At 61.8% G+C, this 16,451-nt stretch carries 17 protein-coding genes; 5 read left to right on the top strand and 12 right to left on the bottom strand.

Translation table 11 applies throughout. The features are described 5' to 3' along the window. Positions 1–24: 24 nt before the first annotated feature. The 12 genes from NMG80_RS16795 to NMG80_RS16740 all read right to left on the bottom strand — a co-directional run bounded on the left by NMG80_RS16795 (position 25) and on the right by NMG80_RS16740 (position 11,933). On the bottom strand, positions 25–507 hold the full coding sequence (locus NMG80_RS16795; RefSeq protein ID WP_254019106.1) for a GNAT family N-acetyltransferase: 483 nt from the start codon (positions 505–507) through the stop codon (positions 25–27). Between the two features lie 19 nt (positions 508–526). After that, positions 527–1,282, bottom strand: coding sequence for a molybdopterin-synthase adenylyltransferase MoeB (locus NMG80_RS16790; RefSeq protein ID WP_254019216.1), 756 nt, complete (start codon positions 1,280–1,282; stop codon positions 527–529). A gap of 147 nt (positions 1,283–1,429) precedes the next feature. Further along, on the bottom strand, positions 1,430–2,608 hold the full coding sequence (gene recF / locus NMG80_RS16785) for a DNA replication/repair protein RecF (protein ID WP_254019105.1): 1,179 nt from the start codon (positions 2,606–2,608) through the stop codon (positions 1,430–1,432). Between the two features lie 26 nt (positions 2,609–2,634). Further along, the gene (gene dnaN / locus NMG80_RS16780; protein WP_023802134.1) at positions 2,635–3,753 is read right to left on the bottom strand and encodes a DNA polymerase III subunit beta; all 1,119 of its coding nucleotides are present in this window, start codon (positions 3,751–3,753) and stop codon (positions 2,635–2,637) included. Positions 3,754–4,049: 296 nt separating this feature from the next. After that, positions 4,050–5,522, bottom strand: a complete 1,473-nt coding sequence (gene dnaA / locus NMG80_RS16775; protein ID WP_254019104.1) for a chromosomal replication initiator protein DnaA — start codon at positions 5,520–5,522, stop codon at positions 4,050–4,052. Positions 5,523–6,439: 917 nt separating this feature from the next. Then, positions 6,440–6,706, bottom strand: coding sequence for a 30S ribosomal protein S20 (rpsT, locus tag NMG80_RS16770; protein WP_023802137.1), 267 nt, complete (start codon positions 6,704–6,706; stop codon positions 6,440–6,442). 182 nt (positions 6,707–6,888) lie between these two features. Further along, a complete protein-coding gene (locus NMG80_RS16765; protein ID WP_254019103.1) occupies positions 6,889–7,662 on the bottom strand; it encodes an enoyl-CoA hydratase in 774 nt (257 codons plus the stop codon). A 114-nt stretch (positions 7,663–7,776) separates the two neighbouring features. After that, positions 7,777–8,679, bottom strand: coding sequence for a bifunctional DNA-formamidopyrimidine glycosylase/DNA-(apurinic or apyrimidinic site) lyase (mutM, locus tag NMG80_RS16760; protein WP_254019102.1), 903 nt, complete (start codon positions 8,677–8,679; stop codon positions 7,777–7,779). Further along, positions 8,663–9,910: a phosphopentomutase gene (locus NMG80_RS16755; RefSeq protein ID WP_254019101.1), complete on the bottom strand. Its 1,248-nt coding sequence runs from the start codon at positions 9,908–9,910 to the stop codon at positions 8,663–8,665. The genes mutM and NMG80_RS16755 overlap by 17 nt, the downstream gene beginning before the upstream one ends. A gap of 232 nt (positions 9,911–10,142) precedes the next feature. Continuing rightward, complete coding sequence (locus NMG80_RS16750) at positions 10,143–10,763, bottom strand: TadE/TadG family type IV pilus assembly protein (RefSeq protein WP_254019215.1); 621 nt, start codon at positions 10,761–10,763, stop codon at positions 10,143–10,145. Between the two features lie 35 nt (positions 10,764–10,798). Beyond that, a complete protein-coding gene (locus tag NMG80_RS16745) occupies positions 10,799–11,356 on the bottom strand; it encodes a TadE/TadG family type IV pilus assembly protein (protein ID WP_254019100.1) in 558 nt (185 codons plus the stop codon). Positions 11,357–11,510: 154 nt separating this feature from the next. Further along, positions 11,511–11,933, bottom strand: coding sequence for a pilus assembly protein N-terminal domain-containing protein (locus tag NMG80_RS16740; RefSeq protein ID WP_254019099.1), 423 nt, complete (start codon positions 11,931–11,933; stop codon positions 11,511–11,513). A 349-nt stretch (positions 11,934–12,282) separates the two neighbouring features. Between NMG80_RS16740 and NMG80_RS16735 the strand changes: the two genes are divergently transcribed. From NMG80_RS16735 to NMG80_RS16715, 5 genes are all read left to right on the top strand, one after another. Next, positions 12,283–12,456, top strand: a complete 174-nt coding sequence (locus tag NMG80_RS16735) for a Flp family type IVb pilin (RefSeq protein ID WP_254019098.1) — start codon at positions 12,283–12,285, stop codon at positions 12,454–12,456. 153 nt (positions 12,457–12,609) lie between these two features. Next, positions 12,610–13,128, top strand: coding sequence for an A24 family peptidase (locus tag NMG80_RS16730; protein WP_254019097.1), 519 nt, complete (start codon positions 12,610–12,612; stop codon positions 13,126–13,128). Between the two features lie 209 nt (positions 13,129–13,337). Next, positions 13,338–14,150 (top strand): Flp pilus assembly protein CpaB, encoded by an 813-nt coding sequence (cpaB, locus tag NMG80_RS16725; RefSeq protein WP_254019096.1) that lies wholly within the window; start codon positions 13,338–13,340, stop codon positions 14,148–14,150. Continuing rightward, positions 14,147–15,673: a type II and III secretion system protein family protein gene (locus NMG80_RS16720; RefSeq protein ID WP_254019095.1), complete on the top strand. Its 1,527-nt coding sequence runs from the start codon at positions 14,147–14,149 to the stop codon at positions 15,671–15,673. The genes cpaB and NMG80_RS16720 overlap by 4 nt, the downstream gene beginning before the upstream one ends. A 14-nt stretch (positions 15,674–15,687) precedes the next feature. After that, positions 15,688–16,425, top strand: a complete 738-nt coding sequence (locus tag NMG80_RS16715; protein ID WP_254019094.1) for a CpaD family pilus assembly protein — start codon at positions 15,688–15,690, stop codon at positions 16,423–16,425. The last annotated feature ends 26 nt before the right edge of the window (positions 16,426–16,451 follow it).

Below are 16,451 nucleotides of genomic sequence, written 5' to 3'. Positions count from 1 at the left end.
CTGGCATTTTAAGTTAGCGCAGGCTTACGAAAGCACCTTGCGCATGGTGATCGAGGTCGGTCGGTCATAGCCACTGTGCGCCGTCCGTTCCGTTTCGCGAAAGCCAAGGCGGGCAAAGGCCGCCTGATTCCCGGTCAGTTCGATCCGCGTCTGAAGCTCGATCGCAGGCTTGCCGCGGTTGCGGGCAAGGTTCTCGACAGCTTGCATCAGCCGGCTGGCAATGCCTTGTCCCTGAAAGTCCGGTTCGACCGCGAGCTTTCCGACATAGAAGTCGTTGGCCCGCTCCAGGACAAAAACGCAGCCGACAATCCCGCCGTCCTTCAGCGCCGCAAAGCCCGTCTCTTGCCGGGCCCTGTCCCGGAGATTTTCGACCGTGAGCCGATGCGCCGAGGATGGCGGATCGATGACGCCGTCCATGGAAGCGAAGGCGCGCATGATCAGCGCCAGCACCTCGTCCCAACGGTCGAAATCGGCCGGAAGCTGCGCGACAGAAACCAGGCTGCCCAAAATCTAGTTGCTCCAAGATCTAGATGCTCTTGTAGCGGATCGTGTCGAAGCGCGCGGCCAACGCATCGTAAAGCAGCAGCCGGCCGACCAGCGGCTCGCCGATGCCGGCGATCAGCTTGATCGCCTCCATGGCCTGCAGCGTGCCGACGACGCCGGTCAGCACGCCGAGCACGCCGGCCACGGCGCAGGATGGCACCAGGCCCGCCGGCGGCGGTTCCGGGAAAAGATCGCGATAGCTCGGATTCGGCCTGCCGTCCGTGCCGGTCTCGAACGGTTTCAGCACGGTCACCGAGCCGTCGAAGCGGCCGACGGCGGCATGGACCAGCGGCCGCTTTTCCGCGGCGCAGGCGTCGGCCACCGCATAACGGGTTTCGAAATTGTCGGAGCCGTCGACGACGATGTCATAACCGGAGATAAGGGCAGCGGCGCTGTCCGCCGTCAGCCTGAGATTGTGCAGTTCCACGGCGACGTTGGGGTTGATGCGGGCGATCGCCGCTTTCGCACTGTCGGTCTTCGCCATGCCGACAGCGCCGGTGCCGTGGATCACCTGTCTTTGCAGGTTCGACAGCGAGACGCTGTCGTCATCGACGATGCCGAGTGTGCCAACACCGGCTGCGGCAAGATATTCAAGCACCGGCGCTCCCAGCCCGCCGGCGCCGATGACCAGGACTCGAGCCCGCTTCAGTCGCTGCTGGCCGGCGCCGCCGATCTCAGGCAGCACGATGTGGCGGGCGTAGCGTTCGAGTTCTTCGTCGGTGAGCGCGGTGGTGATCATCGCCCGATCATATAGCGGGACAAAAACCTTGTCAGGCGCCAATGCGTGTTGCCAAAGCCTGCCATCGAGCTTGGCCATCGGGTGCGCAGCAGTCGAATAGTGAATAGTGAATAGTGAATAGTGAATAGTGAAATAAGGGTGCTCTCACTATTCACTACTACTTTTGGTTGGCCCAACCGTGCCGTGATCGACGGTCAAAAACTGCGCGCGTCCCTTGAGACTGGAAAACAGCGCCGCATCGGTTCCGGTCATGAAAGCCTGGCAGTTCAGCTCTTCGAGGATCGAGAACAGCGCGGCGCGCCGGCCCGCGTCGAGATGGGCGGCGATCTCGTCGAGCAGCAGGATCGGCGTCATGCCCGACATCTCGCCGGTCAGCCGGGCATGCGACAGGACCATGCCGACCAGCAGCGCCTTCTGCTCGCCGGTCGAGCAGAGTTCGGCCGGCATCGCCTTTGGCCGGTGCCGCACCACGAGATCCGACCGGTGCGGGCCGTCGAGCGTGCGCCCGGCGGCGCGGTCGCGATCGCGAGCTTCGGCGAGAGCGCGGCGGAACCGCTCCTCGACATCGACAGCCGCGCTGGTTGCGACCTCGCTTTCCAGCGCGCCGGACAGGCCGATGTCGGCTTGCGGAAACGGACCGGAGCTTGGCAGCCTGTCGATCATGGCGGCGAGCAGGCGCACCAGTTCGGCACGCGCCGCGGCAATCGCGACACCGGTTTCGGCCATTTGCGTCTCGATCGCATCGAACCAGGCGCCGTCGCGCGAGCCTTCGGCGAGCAGTCGATTGCGGCCCCGCATCGCTTTTTCATAGTCGAGCGCGCGCTGGCCGTGGCCCGGATCGATCGCCAGAACCTGCCGGTCGAGAAAGCGCCGGCGATCTGCGGCCGGCCCGGTGAACAATGCATCCATCGCCGGTGTCAGCCAGACGACGCGCAACCATTCCAGCATGTCCTCCGCCGAACGCGCCGCCGCGCCATTGATCCGCACCCGCCGGCCGCCCTCGCCGGCGGCGTCGCCGCCTGCAATGCCAGTGCCGATCTCGACCGGGCCGTCCGGCCCATCGAGCCGGGCATGGATGGCGAAGCCGCCGTCGCCGCCTTCGCGCGCCACGTCGGCATAAGGCGCACGGCGCAGGCCGCGCCCCGGCGTCAACAGGGAAATCGCTTCCAGCAGGTTGGTTTTGCCGGCGCCATTGTCACCGGAAAAAATCACAGCGCCGGGATCGAGGTCGATCGACAGCATTGCGTAATTGCGGAAATTGGTAAGCGATAGATTACTTAAATGAGTCTGCTGGTCGTGCTCAGGCTGCTTCGCAACTCCGGTCATGACAGCAAAGATGGCCTCGTTCCGGCCTATACCCGCATTGGCATCAGCACGTAAAGCGTGGTTTCGTCGGCCATGTCGTGGATCAGCGTTGGCGAGCCGGCATCCGCCAGCATGAATTTTGCCTCGGTGCCGGTCAACTGGGCGGCGACGTCGAGCAGATACTTGGCGTTGAAGCCGATTTCGATCGCGTCGGACGAATAGTCCGCGGCCAGTTCCTCGGTGGCGCTGCCCGAATCCGGATTGTTGACTGCAAGCGTGACCTGGCCTTCTCCAATCGAAAGCTTCACCGCCCGGCCGCGTTCGGACGAAATGGTCGAGACGCGGTCGACGGCGGCGGCGAAACTCTGGCGGTCGATGATCAGCTTCTTGTCGTTGCCGGTCGGGATCACCCGCTGATAGTCCGGGAAGGTGCCGTCGATCAGCTTCGAGGTCAAAACGACACTGCCGATGGTGAAGCGGATCTTGGTGTCGGACAATTCGGTGGTCACGGCGATATCAGGGTCATCGACGAGCTTTTGCAATTCGCTGACCGTCTTGCGCGGAATGATGATGCCCGGCATGCCTTCGGATCCTGCCGGCGCGTCGATCTCGGCGCGCGCCAGCCGATGGCCGTCGGTCGCTACCGAGCGCAGCTTCAGCTTGCCGTCGGCGTCATGCGTGTGCAGGTAGATGCCGTTCAGGTAGTAGCGCGTCTCTTCGGTGGAGATGGCGAATTGGGTCTTCTCGATCAGTCCCTTGAGCGCGACCGAATCGAGCCGGAAGATGTGCGAGAACGATCCAGCCGAAAGCTCCGGGAAATCGGATTGCGGCAGGCATTGGAGGCGAAAGCTCGAGCGGCCCGAGGTCACCGTCATGGCGTTGCCGTCCTCGTCGGTCTTCAGCATGACCTCCGCGCCGTCGGCGAGCTTGCGCACGATGTCGTAGAGCAGATGCGCCGGAACCGTGGTCGCCCCGCCGCGCTCGACCTTGGCGGGCGTGGCTTCGGTAACCTCCAGATCGAGGTCGGTCGCCTTCATTTCAAGGGTGGCGCCTTCGGCGCTCAACAGCACGTTCGACAGGATCGGTATGGTGTTGCGCCGCTCGACCACGCGATGAACATGGTTGAGCGACTTCAGGAGATTTGACCGTTCCAGGATAACACGCATGACGAAACAGGCTCACTTGAATGAATGAGCGGGTCTCCGGCAAGCGGCAACCCGCGAAAGGTCTGAACAGGCTCAGAATCTGCACAAACTGACAGGAAAAAACCTGTAAACGCAAGCCCGCGCTGCGGGTTCGGGCCGGTTACGCGGGCTTTCTTGGGATAAATTGGCGAAGCCCGCAAGCCAATGCTTGTCGCCCAAAAGCATGCCCTCGGCCTGACCCAAGGGTGCGCAGCGGTGTTGCGGCAACGACGTGCATAAAACAACAATTTCAAGCGCGTCACAGCCGTCCGGGCCGGTCAGGCCTGATCGTTGATCAGTCTTCTCAGCAATTCGAGCTCCTGCGCCAGCGTGTTGTCGACGCCCGAAAGATCCTCGATCTTGCGCACGGCATGCAATACCGTCGTATGGTCGCGGCCACCGAAACGCCGTCCGATTTCCGGCAAGGAGCGCGGTGTCATCACCTTCGACAGGTACATCGCGACCTGCCGCGGCTTGACGATGGTGCGGGTGCGCCGGTTGGACAGAAGTTCCGTCTTCGACACATTGTAGTGGCGCGCGACGATGCGCTGGATGTCCTCGATGCGCACCCGCTTCGGCTCGCCGGAACGATAGATGTGGCCGAGGATCTCGTCGATGCGGTCGATGGTGATCTGCGGTTCGAACGACTGGCGGAACAGAAGCTGGTTGAACGCACCTTCAAGTTCGCGCCCGCTGCCGGTCACCGTGCGAGCGACATGGTTGAGGATCTCCTCCGAGATGTCGAGCGATGCGTCGTCGGCCTTGGCGGTGGCAAGGCGCAGCTTGAGCATGCCGATCCGCATGGCGAAATCCGGCGCCGACATTTCGAGCGCGACGCCGCCGTTGAGGCGCGAGCGGACGCGGGGCTCCAGCGATTCCAGTTCCGACGGCGGCCGGTCGGCGGCGACCACCACCTGCTTGGCGCTGTCGAGCAGCATGTTGATCAGATGGCAGAATTCATGCTGGATCGACTTGCCTTGCAGGAACTGCATGTCGTCGATGATGAGGAGGTCGATGTCGCGCAACTGTTCCTTCAGCGTCAGCGCGTTGTTGTCGCGGATCGCGGTGGCAAACCGCCACATGAAATATTCGGCCGTGAGGTAGACGACGCGCGACTTCGGATTCTGCTTCAGCGATTCCGCCGCGATCGCCTGCAGCAGGTGCGTCTTGCCCAGCCCCACCGTCGCGTGCAGAAAAAGCGGATTGAAGCGCACCGCGCTCGACTGCGATTCCGCCACCGCTTTGGCGGCGGCGAAGGCCACCCGGTTCGACGGTCCTTCGATGAAGGAGCCGAACGTGTAGCGCGGGTCGAGCGGCGAGCCGAGCACATTGTGCCGGAACTCGGTCTCGGCAGGCATTCCCGGGCGAGGTGCCGGTACTCGCTCCACCCTGCCTGGGCCCGCTGTTCCCGCGGCCAGCGCCGTTTGCGCTTGCCTGGTCATCTTGCGCGCCGGGGCCACTTCGGGCTCGACGCCGTTGCGCCCCGGACGGGTAGCGGTGCGCACGACGATCTCGATCTTGAGGATTTCAGGATCCTCGTGTTTCCACAGCTCGGCGATGAGGTCGAGGTAGTGGCCGTTGATCCACGAGCGCAGGAAGGCGGTGGGCACCGAGATGCGGACAATGCCCCGGGACGCCTCGGCGACCTTCATGCGTCCGAACCAGCTCGAATAGACTTCGGTTCCCAGACGCGCCTTCAACTGAGCCTTGACCCGGTCGAACTTTTGTTCCGCGTCGATGGAAGCCGACATAGCGTCCCCTCCGGTTACGGTCCCAGGGAATGGGAGGTCGCCCGTAAGCTCCCTTTCGATGCCGCTCTGCATGATCGAGTTCCTTGTCCTTTTGTACCTTTTTCCGCCGGGAATGCGCCTCCTGCATCCATGTTTCCGGCGACCGTGTCCTCGCAGCGACACCATCGCCGCCGCCGGCAGATGATGTCGCCTCATTGTCCGGGAACCGGCGCCGGCTCCTCGGAGCCAGCCCGCTTTGGTCATGTCAGGGCAATACAATTCCGCCCGGCGAAACGCCGGCGCGTCATTGATCTGCCATGTACAATTACGCCATTCCCCTACCGTATCGAAAAGGCAAACCAAACCCGTACGCGGAGATGATCCACGTCATGAATTCTGCCACTTTTGTGCTGGCCGATTCAGGCTGGGTTAAGGGCCAACCGCCCGTCCCTCTCGATAGACAGACCTTAGCGAAATCGCTGTGGATAGGGCAAGGCCACGACTAACGGATTTTTAAGGAATGTGGTTAGCGCAAACGGGTTCGGAGCCTGCGTTGCACTGGCTTGTTTTGACAAACCCATTGTGATTCAAACCCTTTTCCGGCGAATATGAAAAAGGCCGCCTCGCACGAAATTTTATGAAATAATTTTCTTGACAGGCAATTGTCCCCCATCCCCCGCACCCGATGTGAACAAGCTGTGGATGACCGTCCGCAACCTTTTGAAAAATAAAGGTGATTTTTGACTGTTGATATTTTCGCCGCGAACGCTTTCAGCGGCTGCGCCTGTCAGCCGGCATGTATATGCCGGCAAAGCATTTCGAACTTCGAAATCGTGCGGAGTGTTGCTTGCGGGCTTTCTTTTTAAGTACTTGCCGGCAAACGAAAAAACCCGGCACGAGCGGCCGGGTCTGAAAACGACAAGTTTAATAAAGGTATATTAGGCCGACAACACCTTGAGTCGCTGGGCCAAGCGCGACACCTTGCGGGATGCCGTATTCTTGTGCACCACGCCCTTGCTCGCGGCGCGCATCAATTCCGGCTCAGCCACCTTGAAAGCAGCCTGCGCGGCAGCCTTGTCGCCCGAGGCGAGCGCCTCTTCGACCTGGCGGATGTAGGTCCGCACGCGCGAGCGGCGGTTCTTGTTGATCGCCGTGCGGCGGGCGATCTTGCGCGTTGCCTTTTTGGCCGAGGAGGTATTGGCCATGATGCCTCTCTTCTGATCTGGTGGGCGCATGCGGGATGCCGCAAGGCGCAAAAAACAAACGGGCAGCCACAGGGCCGCCTCGGTTGGTGCGGCTTATAGTTCAGCTTTTCCGGTGCGTCAACGCTGCTTCGCTTTCTTTTTGGCCGCTGCCGTCGCTCGCTTCTGGCCGGTGTCGTCACGATCTATCGGTTCGAGAAATTTGGCTTCCGCTTCTCGACAAAGGCCGCCATGCCTTCCTTCTGGTCATCGAGCGCAAACAGTGAGTGAAACAGCCGGCGCTCGAACCGCAGCCCCTCGGCCAGTGTGGTTTCATAGGCGCGGTTGACGGCCTCTTTCGCCATCATCACCGACGGCAGCGAAAAATCGGCTATCTTGGCCGCCGCCTTCAACGCCTCCTCGAGCAGCTCGCCGGCGGGCACGACACGCGACACCAGGCCGCAACGCTCGGCTTCCGCCGCATCCATCATCCGTCCGGTCAGGCACATGTCCATCGCCTTCGACTTGCCGACGAAACGGGTCAGGCGCTGCGATCCGCCCATGCCCGGCATGACGCCGAGCGTGATCTCGGGCTGGCCGAACTTGGCGTTGTCAGCGGCGATGATGAAATCGCACATCATCGCCAATTCGCAGCCGCCGCCGAGCGCATAGCCGGCCACCGCCGCGATGACAGGCTTGCGCGCCCGGGTGAGCTCTTCCCAGCCGACAAAGAAATCCTGCACATAGGCGTCGACAAAGGAGATCGCCTGCATTTCCTTGATGTCCGCACCTGCCGCGAAGGCTTTTTCGGAGCCAGTGATGACCATCGCGCCGATGTCGGCATTCGCGCAGAAGCCGTTCACGGCCGCGACCAATTCCGCCAGGACCTGCGAGTTCAGCGCATTGAGCGCCTTCGGCCGGTTCAGCGTGATCAGCCCGACCTTGCCGCGGGTTTCCACGATAATCGTTTCATAGGCCATGACTGTATCTCCTCACTCGGTCGTCTAGCTTACATCAGGCGTCCCACACTCGGCATCCAGCTCACACCCTGGCACCTGGCTCACACCCGCACCTAAGTCACACCCGCACCTAGCTCACAACTGACAGGTCCGGCAATAGAAGGTGGAACGCCCGCTTTGCACGATGCGCTCTATATGGCCGCCGCAGCCGTGCTTGGAGCAGGCCCCGCCCTCGCGATCATAGACCGCGAACGAATGCTGGAAATAGCCCAGAGACCCGTCAGTCTGCACGTAGTCGCGCAGCGACGATCCACCGGCGGCGATCGCATCGGCGATCACCGCGCGGATTGCTTCGGCCAGAGCGTCGCGCTGCTGTTTGGCCTTCTTTCCAGGCTTTGCGATGGTGCCCGCCTCGCGTAACGGCGACAGGCCGGCGCGCCACAGCGCCTCCGACACATAGATATTGCCGAGCCCGGCGATCAGCCGCTGATCGAGAAGTGCTGCCTTTAGCGGCGACTTCCGGCCTTTCAGCAGCGAGGCGAGCAGCTCGCCGTCCAACGCATTGCCTGTCGGCTCGACGCCAAGCCCCGCCAGCATCGGATGCGTGTCAGGCGTCCCTTCCGAAAACAGCATGAAGCCGAAACGGCGCGGATCGTTGAAGGTCACCCGGGACCGGGCGCCTTCGGGAGAGACGATATGGAAGACGACATGGTCGTGCACCGCGCTCTTCGGGCGCTCGTGATAGAACGCGCCCAACATTTCGCCGTTATCGGGCATGTCATCGGTCGTTTCGATGCGGAACGAACCCGACATGCCGAGATGACAGATCAGCACCGGACCGCCTTCGAGATGCATCGTCAGGTATTTGGCCCGGCGGCCGAGCGCCGTAATCGTCTTGCCGGTCAGCCTCTCCAGGAATTTTTCGGGAAACGGAAAGCGCAAATCGGGCCGGCGCGCCTCGACGCGGGCGATGCGGGCGCCTTCCAGAACCGGCTGCAGGCCCCGCCGCACCGTTTCGACCTCAGGCAACTCGGGCATGGCCACCTATCTCTGCATAGAACGAGGTGCCGTGACGGCCGCGTCCCAAACCAAGATGCTCGGCGACGGTTTCACCGATGTCGGCGAACGTCGTTCGAAGCCCGATGTCGCCGCCAAAGCCTGGTCCGGTGCCGATCACCGGAATGCGTTCGCGCGTATGATCGGTGCCGTGCCAGGTCGGATCGTTGCCATGATCGGCTGTGAGGATGAGAAGGTCGCCTGCCTTGAGCCGTGCAAGCGCCTCCGGCAGCCTCCGGTCGAAGGCCTCGAGCGCGGCGGCATAGCCGGCAACGTCGCGCCGATGGCCGAACTCGGTGTCGAAATCGACGAAATTGGCGAAGACGAGATCGCCGTCGCCCGCGTCATCCATCGCGCCGAGCGCCTTGTCGAACATCGCCATGTTGCCGGCGGCCTTGCGCACTTCCGAAATGCCGCGATGGGCGAAGATGTCGCCGATCTTGCCGACCGCGATGACCCGGCTGCCGCGCGCCGTCAGCCGGTCGAGCAGGGTCGGTTCGGGCGGCGGCACCGAATAGTCCCGGCGGTTGTGCGTCCGTTCGAAGCTGGCGGCGGCTTCCCCAATGAAAGGCCGCGCGATCACCCGTCCGATGTTCAGCGGATCGACCAGCCTGCGCACCACCTTGCAGAATTCGTATAGCCGTTCCAGGCCGAAGTGAACTTCATGCGCGGCGATCTGCAGGACGGAGTCGACCGAAGTGTAGCAGATCGGCTTGCCGGTGCGGACATGCTCCTCGCCGTACCGCTCGATGATCTCGGTGCCCGGAGCATGGCAATTGCCAAGAATGCCCGGCACCTCTCCTTCGCGAATGATCGCCTCGGTCAGGTCGGCCGGAAAGGCGGGAACCATGTCCGGGAAATAGCCCCAGTCGAAGCGGACCGGCAGGGCGGCGATTTCCCAATGGCCTGACGGCGTGTCCTTGCCGCTCGAAATCTCCTGCGCCGCGCCGTGCAAGGCGGAGGCAAGCTGGACCTTGCCGCCGGTGTCGAAGCAGAATCCTGTCGCGGTTTTCGCCGCGTGGCCCAGACCGAGCGAGAGCATGTTGGGTATGAAAAGCGGGCCCCTGCGCAGCCCCTCGCGATCCGCCCGGCCTTCCGCGCAGGCTTCAGCGATGTGTCCGAACGTGTTGGAACCGGTGTCGCCATAGCGCTCGGCGTCGGCCGCGCCGCCGATGCCGAAGGAATCGAGAACAAAAAGGAAGGCGCGCGCCATCGCAGGGATTCATTACTATCGTTTGTCTGTCTGCCCAGACATAGGCGGCCGCGCCGCCATTGGCAATTCGGAACCAGCGCTGTGTGCACGACCGGGCGCGACAGTTGAGATATGGCCGGCATCGGCGTGGATCGACGAAGAAACGAGCGGGAACTCACATGCGACATGCGTTGAAGGCGTCCGCGGCCATCGTTCGCCTGGTGTCAGGCAAAGACCCGAGGATCGGAGTCTTTTAGCAAGTGCTGCAATCAATGGTCGGGCTCCTGCGGGGCCTGAGATAATAAGTTTCGCCCATCGATATCGAGTTGAAAGCCGAACTGAAGCCAAGCCGCTGTTCACTGTCCGCCGACCAGGTGATGATCGGCTCGTATGCGAGATTGCTTTCGACGCGAATGAGAAACGTGCCCTTGACGTTGAGCGTCGGTGCAACCGTGGTGACGGAGTTTTTGGCGGCGCCGGCGCTGAAGGCGCCGCCGACCATCTTGCGTGACCAAACGACCAGCACCTTCGGCGTCGGTTCATTCGTGACCTCTATTGCGGTGATGATGATTTCCGGGGTCGATCGGTTGTACGGCTGAAGGGTGGAGTTGCCGATCTGCATGATCGCATCGAGTTCGGCTGGCGTGATGGCCTGCTGCTGGGTAACGAGATCCGCCACCATGCTGCCGATGCGACTGACTTTCTTGCTGGTCTCGATGGCTTGCGAGGCTTCCATGGTCAAGAAGTACATGATCAGCAGGACGGGCACGATAAAGGCAAACTCAACCGCCGCGACACCGCGGCGATCACGGCAGAACCGGATGGCTTTCGCGCAGATCCCAGCGGTCCTCATGTGTGCCCCCGCACGCCCCATGCTATCGTCCTTTTCCCACCCAGCGGTTTGCGTTTTCAGTCGTCGAACGGCTCGTTCTTCCAGGTCATCGATGCGAAATGCAGCGTGTTGCCGTCTTTCAGATTGGCCATCGACTTGGCCATGAAATCGGTCATGACGGGCCATTTGTAAAAAACCCGCAGCATGTTTATCGATTCAGCCAAGCCTGGGGATACCGTAAAAGTCGCGGGAGTCGTGCCGGTCAGCGCGATTTCGCCGTCTTGGATCTTGAAGCCCGCCTGGGCTGCGGCGGCGAAGCTCGGATAGGCGCGCAGATCCACTTCCAATCCGGGGCAGTCCTTGGCGACCATGATCTCCAGCCGGGTGCAGATCATGGTCTTCAGCGTGGCCTCGGTTACGTTGGCCTGCCTTACCTGGCCCGTTCGTAGCTGGCGCGCGACATCGTCGGTAATATTGGCCATCACCTCTTGCCCGGCAAATGAAATGCAGCTCTCCAGTATGGCAAAGACGAGGAGCGCAAACGGCACCGCAAGCATCGCGAACTCCAGAGCCGTGCTGCCGCGCCGGTCGGCAAGGAAGCGCGTGGAAAGGCTTGATCGTCCTGCTTTGCTCATGTCTCGTGCCTGCCAATCCCTGAGGGGGTGTCGGAGGCAACATTAGCGCAAACCCATTGAAGTGCGGTTTGGATGATCGTTAAATTCGACGGGAAGGTTTTAACAGGCCGATAACCGAAGCGGCATTTTCGGCGAGACGAAACAGTCGGGTCGCTTACTGGCCGGCGCTCATCTCGGCTTCCGAGGCCTTCTCCGCATCGCTTTTGTACGAGCTTTCGCAATACGGCGTACAGGACATGGTCTGTATTTCGGCACGTCGATAGATGCGCACCGACGACGCGCCCTGTCGCACGACGGTGATCTGCTCGTCGACGATCGGACGACCCTCTTGATCGAGGACGACGAGATTGGTGACGCCGAAGCCCTTGCCCGTCAGCACGATCGTCGAAGCATCCTGCACCGAGGCGTCGGCGATCGCCGGATTGCCGACGACGATCGTATCGGCGGCGCGCGACAGTTTGACGATCTTTGCCTGGTGCATCGTGACCTCGATGCCGGCGCCGGCCTTGGCCGGCACGACAAGAGCCGTGGCGGCAAGAAGTGCTGCAATCGGAAAGGACGATCTCGGCCCGGTCATTGAAGCGCTCCACAGCGGCAAATTGCTCAACGGAACATGAACGACATTGGTGAACCAACGGTTAAGCGGAGGAGGGCCGTCAAAACGTCGGGCTCGGCACCTTATCGCCTGGAGCGGTCCGCCCCTTTCCCAGATCGCTAATCGCGCCTTTCGCAGCCTGCCGTTCCAGTCGGGCCCATGGGCGTCGCTTAGTTCACGGTTAACCACGCAATGTCATCGAAGCCGGAAAGGAATCGGTAAGGCTGTTTATTAAGCCGATTGAAAGAGCTTCTCCATAGATTGGCAGCATCCGATCAGCCACCAGAGAAGTTGACGGAATTGCTGTAACACCTGGAGTAGGAGCTCTCGAATGTCTAATCTCATTGCACGTTTTGTGAAGGACGAATCCGGCGCGACCGCCATCGAATACGGTCTGATCGCCGCTCTCATCGCGCTCGCCATCATGGTCGGCGCCGGCTCGCTGGGCAACGCGCTCAACGGCAAGTTCACCAACATCGCGGACAAGGTCAACACCCCGAAATAGACAACGACGTTCGGTTGTCTTCCAGATAAGGGCCGCCACACCGGCGGCCCTTATCTAATCGTGCCGCACGATTTGAAATTTCGGCCTCATCAATCGTTAATCGAACGTGCCTAGGCTTTGGCCAGGTACAGTTTGACCACAGGCGCCGCGCCGATGCTTGAAGCCCTGATCTTCGTCGTCTTTCCGTTCTGCATGCTTTTCGCCGCGATCTCCGACATGCTGTCGATGACGATCGCCAATCGCGTGCCAGTGCTGCTTGTGGCCGTCTTCGCACTGGTCGCGCCGCTGACCGGCATGGACTGGGCAAGCTATGGCTGGCATTTCGCCGCCGGTGGCCTGGTTCTCGCCGTAACCTTTGGGCTGTTCGCGCTCGGCGGCATGGGGGGCGGCGACGCTAAATTGCTGGCTGCCAGCGCCGTCTGGATGGGGCTGAACATCCATCTCGTCGAATATCTCGTGGTCTCGACCTTCTTCGGTGGCCTGCTGACGCTCGCCATCCTCGTCTATCGGAAATCGCCGCTTGCGGCCGTCACAAGCCACAATCCGTTTTTACGCCATTTCGCCGACGAGACGACCGGCGTTCCCTATGGTATCGCGCTTGGCGTTGGCGGCCTGCTCACCTTTCCGGGTTCGCCGTTGATGGCGTGGGCACTTGCCAGGTTGGCGGCCTAATTATTCCCTCGTCAGGCCAGCCTTCCACATTCGATCTGGCGTTGAAGCAGGCGGCTTGGCCGCCTTTTTTCTGGCCGGACCAGATGCCTCAAATTTATGTAAACCTTAAATTAATCACGATCGTAAGTATTAAATTAACCTTGTTTTGACGATTGCCGCTGCAAGGTCTGGCTTGGCTACGTGGTTTTGCCAAGGCGAGGTTCGGACAGATGCCAGCATCCCGATTGATCATTCTAGGCGTGGCGGTGGCCGCGGCGGGTGGCGCAGGATATGTTGCAAAAAACATGGTGGCGGCGCCGCCGCCTCAAATCGTCGATTCTGGCCCCGAGGCGCCGGCAGTCGCGCTGCAGGACGTGCTTGTCCTGTCCGGCGACGTTCCGATGGGCAGTCCGCTCGAGAACAACATCACCTGGCAGTCCTGGCCGGCGGACGGCGTCAACGCGAATTTCATTACCCGCGCCGCCGAGCCCGATGCGTTGGAGAAGCTGAAAGGCGGCATCGCCCGAGTGGCGATGTATGCCGGTGAGCCGCTGCGGCGCTCCAAGCTGATCGGCGAGGGACAGAGCTTCATGTCATCGATCCTGCCCTCCGGCATGCGGGCCGTCGCTACAGCCGTATCGGCCGACACGTCGGCCGGCGGCTTCATTCTTCCCAACGATTTCGTCGACGTCATCATGACCCGCAGAGCCGATGCGGCAGGCGGCGGCAGCGGTTTTACGACCGAGACCATCCTCAAGAACATTCGCGTCCTGGCGATCGACCAGACCATCCAGGAGGACGAGGAAGGCAAGCGGACCAGGGTCGGCCAGACCGCCACCCTGGAACTGACTCCGCAGCAGGCGGAAATCATCACCGTCGCCCAGCAGATGGCGGATCGCCTGACATTAGCGCTGCGGTCGATCACCGACACCCAGGAGAAGAACCTGGGCGAGGCCGACTATCTCGTTTCCGGCAATGGGCGGCGCGGAACAGTGCGCCTGATCAAGTCGGGCGAAGTGTCCGAAGTGGGAGCAAGGCAATGAGGCTAAACGCTGGACTGCCGGTCACACTGGCTGCGGCAATCGGCCTGTTTCTTCTTGGACCAAACGCACAAGGCCCTGTCGAGGCGAATGCGGCAGGCGCCGAGGTGTCGGCTTCGACCGCCACCCAGCGCATCAAGCTCGGTCTCAACAAATCCGTGGTCATCGACCTGCCGAGCGATGCCTACGATATTCTCGTCGCCAACCCGGCGGTCGCCGATGCGGTGACCCGCACCGCCAGGCGCATCTACCTCTTCGGAAAGGCGGTGGGCGACACCAACATCTTCGTCTTCGGCCCTAATGGCGAACAGATCGTCAGCCTGGACCTGGCAGTCGAACGCGACGTCGCCGGACTAGAAGACTATATAAGGCGCTTCATACCGTCATCGAGCATCACGGTCGAATTGCTGAACGACAACGTCGTCCTGACCGGAACCGTGGACACTCCCCTGGATGCCAAGCGCGCGGTCGATCTGGCCACCATCTTCGTGTCCGGCGGTGAAGCGACCACGGGACAGTATTCGCAGACCGCCTCCGGCGGCTCGGCCGAAGCCGGTGTCGACATCGACAACCCGGATTCCGAGCGTCGCGTCAGCCAGATCGTCAACCTGCTGCAGATCATCGGCGACGACCAGGTGACGCTGAAAGTGACGGTGGCCGAAGTCAGCCGCTCGGTGATGAAGCAGCTCGGCGTCAACCTTATTGGCGACGGCGGCAGCAACGGCATCAGTTGGAGCGCACTGACCAGCCCCGCATACGGATTGGGAAAGCCACTGTCGCAAAACTCGGGACTTTCAATCGGCACCTCGGCGCTTCAAGCGTACATCAACGCCATGGAGCAAAGCGGTGTCATGAAGACGCTGGCCGAGCCGACATTGACCGCAGTCTCGGGTGAGAAAGCGACTTTCAAAGTCGGCGGTGAATTCAATCTCATCACAAGCCGAACGAACAACGTTTCAGCCGACAATCAAACGGGCCAGGTTACTTACACCAACGAAAAGCTCGAATATGGAATTGGCCTCGAATTCCAGCCTGTCGTGCTCTCGGCGGGCCGCATCAGCCTTAAAGTGAGGACGTCGGTTTCGGAGCCTACGACGGAAGGCGCCACAGTGCTCGAAGGGGGTGGTGACTTGCCCGGCACCACTTTGCTGTCGATCCGTAAGCGCCTGGCAGACACCACCGTTGAACTGCCTTCCGGCGGTTCGATGATGATCGCCGGCCTGGTTCGGGACGACATCAGGCAGGCGGTTGCCGGGCTGCCTGGGCTGACCAAAATCCCAGTGCTCGGCACGCTGTTCCGCAGCCGGGACTTCGTCCGCAACGAGACCGAGCTGGTCATCATCATCACGCCATATCTGGTCAAGCCGGTGACGCGCAACGCCCTTGCCAAGCCGGACGACAATTTCAATGCCGCAAGCGACGGCGCCGGCATGTTCCTTGGCCGTGTCAATCGCGTCTACGGCACCATGCAGACCGACAAGCCCAACGGCCGTTACCACGGCGTTGTCGGCTTCATCTACAAGTAAGCGGGGAAGCGGACATGTCTCAGTCAGCGTTGAAGCCAAGGACGGTCACCGCGACAATGCGGTCCGGCCGTTCGCGGATCTGCCGGCCGGTCCTTCCGGTCCTGGCGGGTGCGGTCGCAGCATTGCTGGCGGGCTGCGCCAACCGGGACAGCATCACGGTCGGCGCTGTTCCGGACGACTATCGCACCAACCATCCCATCGTCATTGCCGAGAAAAACGAGAAGATCGACCTTCCGGTCGGCGCCGGCGATCGCGGCATGACCGGGTCACAGCGCGACACGCTTCTGGGCTTCCTGGATGGCTATGACAAGAGCGCCGCTCCGACCCTGACGATCTCGATCCCGAGCGGTTCGGCCAACGAGATCGCCGCGGCCGCGGCCGGTCGCGATTTCGCCAGGCTTGCGATTGCCAGCGGCATCAGCCGGAACCGGATCATCATCACCACCTACCAGTCGGCTTCGCCTGAAGCGTCCGCGCCGATCCGCGTCGCCTATGTCTCGGTGAAGGCGCAGACCGGCAGATGCGGACGCTGGCCCGAAGACCTGCTGCAGACCTCGGAAAACAAGCACCACGCCGATTTCGGCTGCTCGTATCAGAACAATCTTGCCGCCCAGATGGCAAATCCGACCGATCTGCTGGGGCCACGCAAGCAATCCGATATCGACGCGGAAAATCGCGGCGCGGTAGTCGACGTCTACCGCCAGAGAGGCATCTCGGAAGAGTTCCTCGGCAATTCGGAAGTTGAGTATTGAGCTTGAGCCGCCCAAGCCACGGAAAG

The organism is Mesorhizobium escarrei (assembly GCF_935825525.1).
Classification (GTDB): Bacteria; Pseudomonadota; Alphaproteobacteria; order Rhizobiales; family Rhizobiaceae; genus Mesorhizobium; species Mesorhizobium escarrei.
This window is presented reverse-complemented; position numbering and strand designations above follow the sequence as displayed.

Excerpts from the sequence above, each read along its gene's own strand:
- NMG80_RS16750 (WP_254019215.1), bottom strand. The coding sequence starts at position 10,763 with ATGGGGCGTGCGGGGGCACACATGAGGACCGCTGGGATCTGCGCGAAA.
- NMG80_RS16740 (WP_254019099.1), bottom strand. The coding sequence starts at position 11,933 with ATGACCGGGCCGAGATCGTCCTTTCCGATTGCAGCACTTCTTGCCGCC.
- NMG80_RS16755 (WP_254019101.1), bottom strand. The coding sequence starts at position 9,910 with ATGGCGCGCGCCTTCCTTTTTGTTCTCGATTCCTTCGGCATCGGCGGC.
- NMG80_RS16730 (WP_254019097.1), top strand. The coding sequence starts at position 12,610 with ATGCTTGAAGCCCTGATCTTCGTCGTCTTTCCGTTCTGCATGCTTTTC.
- cpaB (WP_254019096.1), top strand. The coding sequence starts at position 13,338 with ATGCCAGCATCCCGATTGATCATTCTAGGCGTGGCGGTGGCCGCGGCG.
- dnaN (WP_023802134.1), bottom strand. The coding sequence starts at position 3,753 with ATGCGTGTTATCCTGGAACGGTCAAATCTCCTGAAGTCGCTCAACCAT.
- rpsT (WP_023802137.1), bottom strand. The coding sequence starts at position 6,706 with ATGGCCAATACCTCCTCGGCCAAAAAGGCAACGCGCAAGATCGCCCGC.
- NMG80_RS16735 (WP_254019098.1), top strand. The coding sequence starts at position 12,283 with ATGTCTAATCTCATTGCACGTTTTGTGAAGGACGAATCCGGCGCGACC.
- recF (WP_254019105.1), bottom strand. The coding sequence starts at position 2,608 with ATGACCGGAGTTGCGAAGCAGCCTGAGCACGACCAGCAGACTCATTTA.
- NMG80_RS16745 (WP_254019100.1), bottom strand. The coding sequence starts at position 11,356 with ATGAGCAAAGCAGGACGATCAAGCCTTTCCACGCGCTTCCTTGCCGAC.
- dnaA (WP_254019104.1), bottom strand. The coding sequence starts at position 5,522 with ATGTCGGCTTCCATCGACGCGGAACAAAAGTTCGACCGGGTCAAGGCT.
- NMG80_RS16715 (WP_254019094.1), top strand. The coding sequence starts at position 15,688 with ATGTCTCAGTCAGCGTTGAAGCCAAGGACGGTCACCGCGACAATGCGG.
- mutM (WP_254019102.1), bottom strand. The coding sequence starts at position 8,679 with ATGCCCGAGTTGCCTGAGGTCGAAACGGTGCGGCGGGGCCTGCAGCCG.
- NMG80_RS16765 (WP_254019103.1), bottom strand. The coding sequence starts at position 7,662 with ATGGCCTATGAAACGATTATCGTGGAAACCCGCGGCAAGGTCGGGCTG.
- NMG80_RS16790 (WP_254019216.1), bottom strand. The coding sequence starts at position 1,282 with ATGATCACCACCGCGCTCACCGACGAAGAACTCGAACGCTACGCCCGC.
- NMG80_RS16720 (WP_254019095.1), top strand. The coding sequence starts at position 14,147 with ATGAGGCTAAACGCTGGACTGCCGGTCACACTGGCTGCGGCAATCGGC.